Raw genomic sequence first — 13,302 nt, forward strand, 5'->3', positions numbered from 1 at the left:
GCCTGCGAACAACGGCCCCGCACCCGGACCCGCCAACAACGACCCCGCGCCAGGGCCTGCGAACAACGGCCCCGCACCCGGACCCGCCAACAACGCACCGGCACCACCCCCGGGACCCGCAGACCACGCCCCGCCAGCACCAAGCCCCGCCAACAACGACCCCGCACCCGGACCCGCAAACAACGCACCGGCACCACCCCCGGGACCCGCGGACCACGGACCCCCGGCACCCGAACCCGCCGGCCCACCACCCGCACCCGCGGACCACGGACCCCCGGCACCAGCGCCTGCTGGTCCTCCCGCACCAGGACCCGCTGCTCCGCCGCCGGTTGATGGTCCGCCGGCCCCGCCCCCGCCTGGGGCGCCTGTTCCCCCGCCGCCGGGGGCACCCGCCCCACCTCCGCCGGGAGCGCCTGTTCCCCCGCCGCCCGGGGCACCCGCCCCACCTCCGCCGGGACCCCCGGTGCGCAGCGACGACACGCACACGATCGTCGTGGGGGGCTTCAACGACCCGCAGGCGTCGGTCTTCTACAGGGCCAACCCCGAAGGCGTGGATCAACACGTTTCCTACTCGGCGGCCCTGTTCGGCCTGAGCACCCGGGAGGGCGTGAACAAGCTGAACGAAATGGTCCGGGCTCACCGTGCAGCGAATCCCGGCCAGCACGTCAAGGTCGTCGGCTACTCGCAGGGCGCGGCCGTCGTGCATACCTGGACGGCGGAGAACCAAGGCACCATCGACAACGTCAACTCCGTGCTCATCGCTGACCCGAAGCGTCAGGGTGGTCCCACTTCCGGCGCGGACGGCCTGTCCGGCCATCCGGTCGCGCAGCTCGCGGGCCCGCCCACGTCTGGCGTGGACCAGAACTTCGGCAGCATCCCGACCACGTCACTCTGCACGGACGACGTGATCTGTGACACCAGCGCGGAGTCCGGTGTGGGTGGCTACCTCGCCCAGCCGAGCGCGCACAGCAACTACTCGTTCAACGTCGACGATTACGCCGACAACACCAGCGGACAGTGGTTCAACGGGCAGTTCAGGCCGTGGTGAACGCGCTCCGCTGCTGAGAACAACCGGCCCGGTCGTGCCACGCACGACCGGGCCGGGCACGTCCGGGCCGGGCATGAACTTCGGCGGGCTCGTTGGCCCGTCACCGCCGAGGAGATCGACCGGACCTGTGGCACCCATCAAGGCTCGGAGCGAGGGGTCGACGCCCGTCACCCCCGCGTCAACTACCAGGGCCTGGTCACAGAACCGGGCCCCTGTTCGTTGTCCGGGCTGCTACCTCCGGCCTGAGCGCTGGCGTCGCTGTCCGGCGGATGCGAGGTGGCCAGGGATGAAGAGGGCGATACGGCGGTGCCGTTGGTCACCATTACGGGGACTCGCAACTGCCCGAGGGCTCCGGAACGAGGGGAACTTCTGAGCCGTCAGCAGCGATGTACAGCGACCACCGCAGCGCTGCCGGACGTCCACGGCTCCAGGGCAGCAAGACGGGCGGCCGAGGTCATCAGCGACCGGGTGGTGCCGGCAGTTCGTCGCATCGCGCACCGGAGGACCTCTTCGACGAGGCTGTGGCCAAGCTCCGTGTCATACGACGTGACCTCGGCACGCCCCGGCATCTCTGCTCAGAGTGACTGACGCCGTGCCCGGCGCGCGTCCCGCTTCGGCGTGCTGGAGGCGATCAACGCGGAGTAGCATCGCACAACATCCAACGAGGAAGGGCGAACTCACGTGGTGGACATGAAGGCGGCCGCGCGCAAGGTCTTCGATACCTACGATCTCGATGGCGACGGGCAGATAACCGCGAAGGAATACCAGCAGGTCGTCGCCGAGCTGCGCGGCGAGCACCTCACCGACGAGCAGGCGCAGCAGTTCATCGACGTACTCGACACCGATGGCGACGGCACGATGTCGTTCGAGGAGTTCTGGGCGCCGATGCAGGGCACGGACTGACCACGGGCGTTACGGGTCACCCCGCGCGGCGCTGGGGCGCTGACGGGAGGCGCACTTCGACGGAATGCCGGCATCACGGCGCCGTCGGCACCGGCCTGCAGGCGGACGCCCACGACATGGCCGCACAACTGACCGCCATCGGCACGCGCTGGAGTGAAACGGTGACCCCTCTGCCGGAAGACCCGTCTTCACTGATCGGCGAAGACGATCGCGACAGGGGCGTGCAACGCGTGCAGGACGCGTACGCCGAAGGGCACATCTCTCACGAGGAGATGGACGAACGCCTTCACCGGATACTCGCCTCCACGACACGCGGGGAACTCGTGTCGGCTCTGGACTCGCTCCCGCAGGAGACCGCGGACACCACGTCGACGATTGCCGCCCACAGCGGACGGATCAAGCGGCGCGGCGCATGGCGGGTGCCCCGGATCCTCAAGATCGAGTCCGCGTTCGGAAAGGTGCACCTGGACCTGTCCCGGGCACTCGTCGAGCATCGGGTGGTCGACATCGAGTTGCAGCTCGGCACCGGCAAGGCCAAGATCACGGTGCCGCGTGACGCGATCGTGGACATCGAGGATCTGCGCACCGTCTGGAAGGACGCACGTTACAAGGCCCCCCGGCGCTCGTCCTCCGGCGGGCCGAAGATCCGCATCTCCGGGGCCATGGGATTCGGACGGTTGAAGATCCGCCACGCGCGGCGTTGAGGGCTCCAAGGGCCGCCTCTGCGGCACCTCTTCGTCCCCGCTCATCTGTTGGCCCGTCACCGGCGACCACGTCGACTCCGCCGCTCGCGTACGCCGATCACGTACGCCGCTCGCGTGCGCCGATCAGGAGCCCTTCCGAGCACCGATGCGTGCCATCAGGCGTTCAGCGGCGTCCAAGGCAGACTCACGGACCACGTACCGGGTGATGCCCCAGCGACGCTCATGGCCGGCGATCGCAGTGAGGATCTCCTCCTCCGTGCCGATCCAGACGTAGGGGGCGGACAGAACGTCGCGCTCGGTGCTGCCGATACGCCGGGCAACGCGGTGCGCGGCTGCCTGCGCATCATCGGTGATCTCCACCAACTGGACCAGGGCTTCGCACGCCGGGCGAGCCTCACGGCCGGCCGCGCCCTCCTCGACCAACTCCAACTGCCTGTCGATGTCGTCGCCCCGCCACCGCGTCTCGTGGCTGTGCCCGTCCGCCATCGTGCGGCCCAGGCCGCTGAGACCGATGGCGTCGGCATGCCGTCCTGCCCACCGCAGCAACGTGGAGTTGCCGCCTCCGAAGGTGAACGGAACCCGGGACTGGACAGGTCCGGGGGAGTCCAGTCGCGCCGCACGTGCGTGCACGTAGGGGCCGTCGACGGTCACTTCCTCTCCCGCCAGCAATGCGCGGCACGTCTCCGCCACAGCCATGAAGCGTCGGACTCGCCCGGCCACGTCCGGACGGCTGCTCCCGAGCATCTCCCACTCGACCGGGGTGTGACCGGCTCCGAGCGCCAAACGGGCCCGACCGTCGGAGACGACATCGAGGGTGGCGACGTCGCAGGCGAGCAGCAGGGGCTCCCGGACGCCGGCGTGGGACACATAGGAACCGAGCCCGATGCGCCTGGTGACCGAGGCGGCAGCAGCAAGAGCAACGAACGGGGAGGCCGCCGTACCGGGATGGTCAGGAGCGAGCAGCGCGTCGAAGCCTGCCGCTTCGCACCTCCGGGCAAGGGCACTCCAGTTGCTCGCATTGCTCAACTCCGCCTGCACTGAGATCGACACCATGAGGACACCTTGCCGCCGCCGACTGCGATGTCGCCACCATGAGCGTTGGCCACCGCATCCGTGCCACAGCCGTCGAGTCCGGCGAGGAAGGAGGGTCGAAGCAACAGCGGCGGCGTGCCCGGGTCGTGCGAGGTCGGACCATGCCGACAGCCGATGCCGACGGTGACCGGTGGCCGGCGTCGCACGGCTCTGGCCAGGGGCTCTCCGGCTGATCTGCGACACTGGTACAGCTATGCGGAAGCCTTGGGAGCACACCGCGCGAGGAAGGCACCGCGCGACAGATGCTGCCCCGTCCCCTCCTGTGGAGGAACGGCGCCTGGTCGATCGGGCCAAGGCATGGATACGCGGATGGCCACAGCGGCCCCGTCGACCGCTCAAAGCACAGGATTTCCTTCCGCACACAGGCTTCCTCTTCCTGCCGACCTACCTGTGCTTCTTCCTGCTGTACGGCGGAGGCCGGGTGCTCTTCGGCCCCGGCGAGACCTTCCGTCTCGGTGGCTTCCTCGCGCTCCTCGGCGGTTCCTGTCTGGCAACGCTGATCGTTCTCCACGTTCGGCGTCCACCGACACGACGCCGGTAGCCGCCTCGACGCGGCGCGACAACGGGTGACGTCAGAAGCCCCCGACACCCGCTGCGCGCACCATCCGTGGAACTCGCCCGCAGCGTCCGAGGCCGGAGGCGGGACGACACGGTGTGCGACAACCGGGTTTACGTGATCACACATCAGCCAGCAGGACATAGCGTTCGTCTGCCACCGGCCCGCCCCACAAGTCCGGGTCGCCGCTGAGCGATTCGAGGCACAGCTCCCGGACGAACGGACGTACGCACGCAGACAGGTCATCCGCTCTGACGCCCCCGTTCCACGGCAGCGACTCCGCACCGTCTGCATACGGCACGGGGTCGCCGGCCTCGCCCCACCGTCCCTCGACCAACACGAGTCGTCCGCCCGGGCGCACGCGAGCGACCCAGTCGCGCAACGCGGCCTCCGGATTCGGCACCGTCCAGATCAGGTGCCTTGACAGCACCACATCGAATCGCTGATCCCCCGTCGGCGGCGCCAGCGCATCTCCGACCAGAAACCGCCCCGGGAGTCCGGCGGTGGCCAGCTTCGCCCGCGCCTGCTCGACCATGCGCGGAGCAAGGTCCACTCCTGTCACCCGATGCCCCGCCTCGGCGAGCAGCAGGGACAGTGAACCGGTTCCACAGCCGATGTCGAGGACGTCTGCCGGTTCGGAGAACACCCACGAGCGCAGCAGACGCGCCCACGCGGCGCGCGTACGGTCAGCACGCAGCCCGTGGTCCGGTTCCTCGTCGAAGGAAGGTGCGACGGCGTCCCAGTAGGCGGTGATCGACGCAGCTCGTTGATACATGAGGCCGACTCTTTCAGCGGCCTCTGACACTCAAGGGCCTTCCCGATTCAGCGCCGATCCCTTTTCCCGCCGCAGCCGGACGCGCACCCTCAGGCTCAGGGCGTGCGGGCCGGCTCCCCTCAGCCGGTCCACCACGCGGGCCCCGGGCCGGCGCCCCGGGACCCGCGTGTGTCAGACCTCGGCAGTGGTCGGCTCGTCGACGGTCAGTGCCGCACCGGGAGCCCGGTTGCCGCCGCCGGACTTCTTGACCCGGCCGCACGGCGTCTCCCGACGCCGGTGCCCTCAGGGCTCACCGGTGAAGCGGTGCGGTGACCGGGTGGCCGTGCCCGTCGCCGCCCGTTGCGTCCTCGTCGGTCCGTGTTCGCCGGGAGAGGGCCGCGCAGATCAGGAATCCGGCCGGGACGCTCAGGATGCTCGGCGAGGTCAGCGGCCAGATGCTCCAGTCCGCGTTCGGGAAGAGCGCGTGGGTGGTGCCCGACACCAATGGCGAGAGGAAGACCAGGACCAGGTTGATCACCGTGGTCACCAGTACGCAGTACTTGATCGCGGTGGACGGGATCGACCGCCTGCCCAGGCTGAACACGAGCAGCGGCAGCAGCGTCGACACCGTCTCCGTGTAAGTGAGGACCAGCCAGAACTGTGGGCTCACGTCGGTCGTGATCGCCGCGGTCAGGATGGCGAAGACACCCAGACCCACCATGGCCAGGCGGGCCCGCACCGCTCCTGTGTCGCGGCGGGCGTCCGGTTCCAGATCGGTGTCACCGCCACGGCCCAGGTCGTGCACGATCGACGCGGCTCCGGACAGCAGCAGCACGGAGGCGGAGGCAAGAATCGTGAGGAAGACGGCGCACATGATGAAGAACAGGACCTTGCCCACCCCGCCTGTTCCGCTGCCGTCCAGGGCCATGGCGAGCAGTGCCAGGTTCACACCGCCGAACGGCCCCTCCTGGGCCAGCTCCTCGCGCCCGATCAGGGCGGCTATGCCGAAGCCGAGGAACACGGCCGTACAGACGAGGAAGGTCAGCGCGGCCGCCCCCACACCGGCAGCTTTCCGTGCCCTGCGCGCATCGGGTGATCCGGCCAGGCGTACGGCGATGTGCGGGAGGAAGGCCGCGCCCATCAGCACGCAGCCGGCGTAGCCGAGGAGGTCCAGGTGCCCGGCGATGCCGTCTCCGAAGAGGCCGCCGGTGCTGAGATACGCCCCTGTGCCGCCCTGCTGACGCTCGGCGGCTTCCAGCAGGGTGCCGATGTCACCGTCGAAGCGCAGCACCACCATGACCGCCATCACCGGGGCGATCAGCAGGAAGGAAGTGGCGGTGCCGATCTGGTGCATGGTCGCGCCGCGGGCGGCGCCGATCGCGGCGCAGGCGAGGATCAGTCCGCCGACCAGGACGACGACCAGCCGACGGGAGAACGGGTCGGCCAGGCCGATCAGTTGGGCGGCGTGGCCGAGCGGCTGGAGTTGTGCGACGAGCAGCGGCAGCACGGCGACCAGGCACGCGACTCCCACCCAGCGCTTGGCGGGCCCGTGCGGCAGGTGACGGGTGACGATCTCGCCGAAGGTCCGGCCTCTGGCCGCCGGCAGTCGCCCGGCCAGCCAGCGCCGCATCAGCAGGGGAGACGCAGCGGCGCACAGCAGGAGGATCACTCCGTCGAGACCGCTGACGGCGACGGTGCCCAGCAGGTAGAGCACGGCGGCGGTGGGCATGATTTCGCTGGCGACGGCCAACCCGGTCGGCACAGTGCCGAGTTGCTTGCCCTCGCGGAAGAATCCGTCGCCGATGCGCAGATCCGGGCTGACCCACATGGCCAGGAAGAGGCACGCGGCGATGAACAGCATGAACAGGCACACGGCGATGAAGCGTGGTTCGAGGAAGTCGTTCATGGGCCGTACAGCCTGCTCGGTGAGAGGGAGGTCATCTTGGTTGCTCCGGTGATGAGCGGGGGCCTCGCGGGACGCCCGTACTCTCGGGGTTTCGGCATGGCGCGTCGACGTTACCGGAGGTGACCTGATGAATCGTAAGTATTGATCGCCCGTTACACCGCTCTCACGTGGGCTTATGCGCGCGCTCGGGGAATTCGGGAAGATCGGGTCTGTGATGTGAGGATGTGACGGACACGATGACGGACCGGCAGATGAGTGTGGACCGGAATCCACCGTCGCGCCCTCGCCGGTTCGAATCCGACGGACCGCGGGTGGTGTCAACGTGCGTGCCGGCTCCGGCACTTGGCCCCTGTCGTCCCGTCAGTGCGGACCTTTGCGTCCCAGGAGATGAAAGACGCGGCTGAGTTGCCGGTAGGGGTCCCGTCGGCCGGCTTCGAGTTCGACCGCGGCGGCCGCCGCCAGCTTCTCGGAGTCACCCTCGTCCATGCCGGCTCCACTGAAGTCGAGCCAGTCGGCGAACAGCCATACTCCGTACCAGCGCAGTGGCTCCACACCGCGGCTCCGTACGGACTCGCCGAGTTCCTCCACCGTGTCGGCCCGGGTCGGCACTCCCAGCACGCCGATCTCGTCCCTGGCGTCGAACGCGGCCAGAGCGTCGTCCCACCGTTGTTCCAGGGCCGGGCGCACCGCCATCGTCCTGGCGTTGCCGGTCATGATCGAGACGAGGCCGCCGGCGGCAGCGCACCGGCACAGCTGGGTGACCACCGGCTCCGGCTGCTCCAGGTACCCGAGCACGCCGTGGCACAGGACGGCGGCGAAGCGTTGTCCGTTCACTGCCGCGTCGGCGTTCCCGCCGTCGGCCTCCACAAGCGTCACCCGCCGCCGGGCCTCCTCGGGCAGCCGCTGGAGCCGCTGTCGGGCCTTGTCCAGCATCGCCGACGACTGGTCGAGCAGCGTCACGTCGTAGCCGGCTCGGGCCAGCGGAAACGATTGGTGTCCCGCTCCGCCGCCGACATCGAGCACGGGTGCCGGAGGCGCCGGCAGGTGCTCCAGCAGCTGCCGGTGCATCACATAGGTGCGTACGCGCCCCTTGAACGAGGCGTAGGCATCGTCCGCGAACTGGTCTGCCAGGACGGCCCAGGTGTCGTCGCTCACCACACCAGGATTCATGAACGGGGCCAGGAAAGCACTGTTCGAGTCAACTCGGGGCGCCGGAGCTCCTCCCGTCGAGCGCTCCCCGCAACTCATGGAGGCGGACGGCCAGGTGGAGACGCAGCGCGGAGTCCGGAGAGCGCCAGTCGTCGCCGAGCAGGGCCCCGATCCGCTCCAGGCGCTTCAGCAGGGTGTTCATGTGCACGTGCAGGGAGCGGGCGGTCCCGCTCAGGTTCCCCGAGTGGGCGAAGTAGGCGGCTGTCGTGGTGACGAGGGCGGTCGCGCGCCGTCGGTCGTACTCCACGAGCGGGCCGAGGGTGTCGGTCAGGAACCGGTCGAGGTCGTGTGAGCGTTCGGGGTCGAAGACGAGCGCGTACATCGCGTACTGCTGGGTGGTCGAGCCGCGGTCGGTCTCTCCCAGAGAGCGCATCACCTCAAGACAGCGCTGTGCCAGGGTGAACGAGCGTGACCGTTCCTGCCCGGTGACGCGATCGGCGACCACGAGTACCGGCGCGCCGAGCGTGCGGCGAAGCCGGTGGTGAAGGGCGCTCGCCGCCTCCCGTACGTCGTCGGCGCGCAGCAGCATCGTCGCCCGGCCGAGATACTCGCCGGCCAGTCCGGACCACTCGGGCGAGACGGCGTGCAGCTGGCGCACGCCGTCGCTCGCCGGCTTCCCCGCGCAGTCGGCCACGACGAGGACGTCGAGGTGATCGACGTCGACGCCACGGGCGAGTGCCCTGTCACGCTGAGCGGGGTGGACGGGCGGACGTGAGAGCAGTTCCATGAGCAGTTCGCCGCAGACCCTCTCCTCGGCTTCGACACGGGCATCACGCATGAGGATCAACAGGCCCATGATCTGGGCAGAGCGTTCAAGCATGCGGATGTCCGGCGGCTCGGGCGCAGCATGCCGTGTCAGGGACAGCGAACCGAGATGGCTGCCGCCGGCCTGGATGACCGCCACGCTGTGGACAGCCCCCTCCTCGCCCTCCGCGGTGGCGCACCGCCCGGTCCTCCGTGCCGCCTCGAGCAGTTCCGGAGCCGGTTCCCGGCCGGTGTCCGCGGCGTCGCCCGTGGAGGAGCGGCTTGCGACGACTCCGTCGTCCCGGTCCAGTACGGTCACCATGCCCTGCAGGTGCTCGACCAGGACCTGCGCGAGATCCCCGGGTCCGCCGCCGGTCAGCACCACGTGCGTGAGCGCCTCGTGAACAGCCGCGGCCCGCTCCACCGTGGTGACCTGGTCCTCGATCGTGCGATACGCCTCCTGGAGCCGCTGCACCGAGATGCGGCTCTCCTCGTAGAGCCGCGCGTTGTTGAGGGCGATCGCGGCGTGGTCGGCGAAGGCGCTGAAGAGGGCCACCTCGTCGTTCTCGAAGGGCCGTTCGGTGCGGTCGGCGGCGAAGAGGACCCCGACCGCCCGCTCGCCCACCAGGAGCGGTACGCCGAGCAGGGCCATGAGCCCCTCGCCGGCGACGAGCAGGTCGAAGGTGGAGTTGTGTCTGAGGGCGCGGGCCTCACGGTAGTTGCTGACCCAGAACGGGGCTCTGGACTCGATCACCCGACCGCCCAGACCGGCTCCCGGGGGCATGCGCGCCGATGAGAACTCCGGCGAGATGGTGCCTGCCGAGGCTCGGAGGGTGAGGTTCCCCTCCGAGTCCAGGAGTGACAGGTAGGCGAAGTCGCTGCCGATCAGTTCGTGGGCGTGTCTGACGATCGACGGAAGGACCTCGTCGACCTCTCCGAGCGCCGCCAGCGAACGAGTCGTCGCGTAGAGGCTGCTGAGTTCGCGCTCGCGCCGCAGCCGGTAGGTGTGCAGCTCGTCGCTGTCGATGGCGTCCTGCGTGCCGGATTCCATGCGTGGCATCAATACCCCTACGGAGAAGCAAGGTGGAGGTTTCATACACCCCGGGGCCGCCAGGAGTGTATTTCCTTTCCATCTCATGGAGCGCTGGGGCGGCTCTAGTCTCACCCCACGCCACACAGTTGTGATGCATGTCGCAGTCGCCTCCCGGGTGCGCTCGACGGGCGCGGGCGCGCCGCCTCGCCGCCGTGTGGCGCGCTGCCCGTCCCGAGCCGGCGGTGCACGGCTGAACACCTGAGAGGCCGGCCGGGCCGGCGTCCGCCCATCGTTCGCTTCCCGATCCCCAGGGATATCGCATGACTTCATCCGCTCAGGCGCACGTCGGCGGCAGCGGCGCCGCTCCCTCCCCGACGACCGGCCGTTCCTCCTGGAAGCTGCTCGCGGCCGGACTGATCGGCAGCTCGATCGAGTGGTACGACTTCTTCCTGTACGGCATGGCGGCGGCGCTGGTCTTCCCGCACGTCTTCTTTCCCGACTCCTCCGCCCTCATGGGCACGCTGCTGTCCTTCAGCACGTTCTGGGCCGGTTTCGTGGCCCGGCCCCTCGGCGGGCTTCTGGCCGGCCACTTCGGTGACAGGTACGGCCGCAAGCCCACGGTCGTGGCCTGCCTCGTCGGAATGACGGTCGCGACCTTCCTCATCGGCTGCCTGCCGAGCGCCGCGAGCGTCGGCGTACTGGCTCCGGTCCTGCTGGTGGCGCTGCGTTTCATCCAGGGGATCGCGGCAGGCGGCCAGTGGGGCGGAATCGCGCTCCTCCTCACGGAGTCGGCCGCTCCGAAGCGTCGCGGGTTCGCGGGCACCTTCGGGCAGACGAGCGTCCCGGTCGCGGTCATCATCGCCAATCTGATCCTCATCGCGGCCAGCACCCTGGTGCCGAGCGATGCCTTCCTGAGCTGGGGCTGGCGTATCCCCTTCCTGCTCAGCGCGGTGATGTTCCCCGTGGTTCTCTACATTCAGAAGAAGGTCGAGGACACCCCCGACTTCCGGAAGCTGCAGGAAGAGGCGGCACGGAAACAGCAGGCGGCTGTCGTACGGGCGCCGCTGAGCGAGGCCGTACGCCGGAACTGGCGCCTCATCCTCCTGGGCTGCGGCACCTTGTCAGCCACGAACAGCCTTTTCTACGTCAGCATCACCGGCCTGCTGAGCTACGGCACGACCACGCTCCACATGGAGCGGAACACGCTGCTGACGGTCACGCTGCTGAGCTCGGCGCTGATGACCTTGGTCCTTCCCCTCGCGGGCCACCTGTCGGACAGGTTCGGGCGGCGGATCTTGATCCTCGTCGGCGGATTCGGGGTGGCGGCCTGGGCCTTCCCCTACTTCGCGCTGGTGGGGACGGCGTCGGCTCCGTTGATCTTCGTCGCGGTCGCCGTGGGATTCCTCTTCCAGGGGCTGACCTACGGCCCGGCGGCGGCCTACCTCGGTGAGCTCTTCGCCCCGAACGTCAGGTACTCCGGTGCCTCCCTGGCCTACCAGCTCTCCGCCATCGTCGTCAGCGGCGGCACACCGATCCTCATGACCGCCGTGATCGCGAAGACGGGGACGACCACCCTGGTCGCGGTCTACATCGCTCTCATGGGCGTCATCACCTTCGCCAGCGCCTGGTTCCTGCCCGAGACGAACCCGGTGGAGGTGCGCCGTGACCCGGACGCGCTTCCCGGAACGCACCTCTACCGCTGAGCCGTGAGCCGAGCGGGCCGGCCCGCTCCGCCTCCATGAACGACGAAGAGAGATCGCACATGTTCACTCCCGGAGTTGGTTTCCCACTCGGTGACATCCCCGAGGCGCATGCGGCGGAGCGTCCGGACGCCGTCGCGGTGCGCGCGGAGGGCGAGGAGTTGACCTGGGGAGAGCTGTACCGGGCGAGCAGTTCCGCCGCGCACGGCCTGAAGCTGTCCGGCGTCGAGCGGGGACGCATCGTCGCCCTGATGCTGCCGAACGGCCTGGACGTCGTGGTGGCGGCCTTCGCCTGTCTCAAGATCGGCGCCGTCCCGCAGCCGCTCTCGACCGCACTCGCGCCCGCCGAGGAGCAGGCGATCCTCGAACTGTCCGAACCCGCGGCCGTCGTCGGCCTCGAGGACGGTGTGCTCCTGGGCGAGGGCCGGTTCCGGTCCACCACCGTCGCGGAGCTGCGCCGGCTCGGGGGTGTGGGAGCCGGCCTCGCGACGGAGATCGCTCCGTCGTGGAAGGCGCCGACCTCAGGGGGGTCCACCGGCAGACCGAAGATCATTCTTTCGGGCTCGCCGGGAACGTTCAAGGCCTTCGACACGGAAGCATGGGGGCTGAGAAGCGGTGAGCAGTCGCTGATCACGGCGCCGGTCCACCACAACGCGCCCTTCTCGACAGCCATGACGACCCTGTTCAACGGCGGCACCGTCACTCTTCTGGGCAAGTTCGACGCCGAGCGGGTGCTGGCCGAGGTGGAGCGGCACGCGATCACCTGGGTGTACCTGGTGCCGACCATGATGCGGCGCATCCTGGCGCTGCCCGAGCAGACCCGCAGAAGCTACGACCTCTCCTCGCTGGTGTCGGTGTGGCACTGCGCGGAACCCTGCCCGCCCGCGATCAAACAGGCGTGGATCGACTGGCTGGGCGCGGAGAGGATCTGGGAGCTCTACGCCGGAACCGAGGCCCAGGCCGGATGCACCGTCTCGGGCACGGAGTGGCTTCGCCACCGCGGCTCGGTGGGCCGCGTGACCTGGGGTGAGATCAAGATCGTGGCACTCGACGGCACGCCCGTCACCGAGTCCGGGATCGCCGGCGAGGTCTTCATGCGCGTCGCTCCGGGCAACCCGCCCACTTTCCGCTATGTCGGCGCCGAGCTGAGAGAGACCGACGGGTGGTCGACCCTCGGCGACATCGGTGAGTTCGACGCGGACGGTTACCTCTATCTTCACGACCGCCGCTCGGACATGCTGCTGGTCGGCGGTGTCAACGTCTATCCCGCCGAGGTCGAGAGCGCACTCGCCGAGCACCCCGACGTACTGTCCAGCGCGGTCATCGGACTGCCCGACGCCGACCGTGGGAACCGGATCCACGCCATCGTCCAGGTCGAACAGGGGTGCGCGACCACGGCCGAGGAGATCAGCTCCTTCCTCGCCACCAGGCTGTCGCGCCACAAGCGGCCCAGGTCGGTCGAGCTCGTCGACACCCCGCTGCGCAGCGCGGCAGGCAAGCTCAGGCGCTCCGCGCTGCGAGCCGAGCGCCTGACGACCGACGCCGGGGCACCCGGCTGACCGGCCGGAGCCGGCCGGTCCCCCACCCGGCCGGCTCCGCCTCGGCGGCTCCGCCCAGGACTCTCCCCCCGCCGACGGTCTGGTGGTTCCCGAC

Annotated in this window: 10 protein-coding genes; 5 read left to right on the forward strand and 5 right to left on the reverse strand. The window is 69.5% G+C overall.

The window, feature by feature from the left end; all coding sequences use genetic code 11:
* The first annotated feature begins 463 nt into the window (after positions 1 to 463).
* From H343_RS29045 to H343_RS0105685, 3 genes are all read left to right on the forward strand, one after another.
* Positions 464 to 1,048 (forward strand): cutinase family protein, encoded by a 585-nt coding sequence (locus H343_RS29045; RefSeq protein WP_051264630.1) that lies wholly within the window; start codon positions 464 to 466, stop codon positions 1,046 to 1,048.
* A 690-nt stretch (positions 1,049 to 1,738) separates the two neighbouring features.
* Entirely contained in the window at positions 1,739 to 1,951 is a 213-nt protein-coding gene (locus tag H343_RS0105680; protein ID WP_486586823.1) for an EF-hand domain-containing protein, read from the forward strand.
* 161 nt (positions 1,952 to 2,112) lie between these two features.
* The gene (locus H343_RS0105685; RefSeq protein WP_028430356.1) at positions 2,113 to 2,655 is read left to right on the forward strand and encodes a DUF1707 and DUF2154 domain-containing protein; all 543 of its coding nucleotides are present in this window, start codon (positions 2,113 to 2,115) and stop codon (positions 2,653 to 2,655) included.
* 123 nt (positions 2,656 to 2,778) lie between these two features.
* Here H343_RS0105685 and H343_RS0105690 read toward each other — a convergent pair whose 3' ends face one another.
* The 5 genes from H343_RS0105690 to H343_RS29050 form a co-directional block, all read right to left on the reverse strand.
* Complete coding sequence (locus tag H343_RS0105690; protein ID WP_028430357.1) at positions 2,779 to 3,708, reverse strand: LLM class flavin-dependent oxidoreductase; 930 nt, start codon at positions 3,706 to 3,708, stop codon at positions 2,779 to 2,781.
* A 716-nt stretch (positions 3,709 to 4,424) separates the two neighbouring features.
* A complete protein-coding gene (locus H343_RS0105695) occupies positions 4,425 to 5,078 on the reverse strand; it encodes a class I SAM-dependent methyltransferase (protein ID WP_028430358.1) in 654 nt (217 codons plus the stop codon).
* A gap of 289 nt (positions 5,079 to 5,367) precedes the next feature.
* Positions 5,368 to 6,963, reverse strand: a complete 1,596-nt coding sequence (locus H343_RS0105700; protein ID WP_028430359.1) for a sodium:solute symporter family transporter — start codon at positions 6,961 to 6,963, stop codon at positions 5,368 to 5,370.
* A gap of 360 nt (positions 6,964 to 7,323) precedes the next feature.
* Entirely contained in the window at positions 7,324 to 8,118 is a 795-nt protein-coding gene (locus H343_RS0105705; RefSeq protein ID WP_028430360.1) for a methyltransferase, read from the reverse strand.
* 43 nt (positions 8,119 to 8,161) lie between these two features.
* Positions 8,162 to 9,976 carry a GAF domain-containing protein gene (locus H343_RS29050; protein ID WP_078505063.1) on the reverse strand — a complete coding sequence of 605 codons (1,815 nt, stop codon included), beginning with the start codon at positions 9,974 to 9,976 and terminating at the stop codon, positions 8,162 to 8,164.
* Between the two features lie 293 nt (positions 9,977 to 10,269).
* On the opposite strand from H343_RS29050, the gene H343_RS0105715 reads away from it, so the two are divergent.
* Entirely contained in the window at positions 10,270 to 11,652 is a 1,383-nt protein-coding gene (locus H343_RS0105715; protein WP_028430361.1) for an MFS transporter, read from the forward strand.
* A 35-nt stretch (positions 11,653 to 11,687) separates the two neighbouring features.
* Positions 11,688 to 13,208 (forward strand): AMP-binding protein, encoded by a 1,521-nt coding sequence (locus H343_RS0105720; RefSeq protein ID WP_486586800.1) that lies wholly within the window; start codon positions 11,688 to 11,690, stop codon positions 13,206 to 13,208.
* The last annotated feature ends 94 nt before the right edge of the window (positions 13,209 to 13,302 follow it).

This window comes from Streptomyces sp. TAA204, from assembly GCF_000424965.1.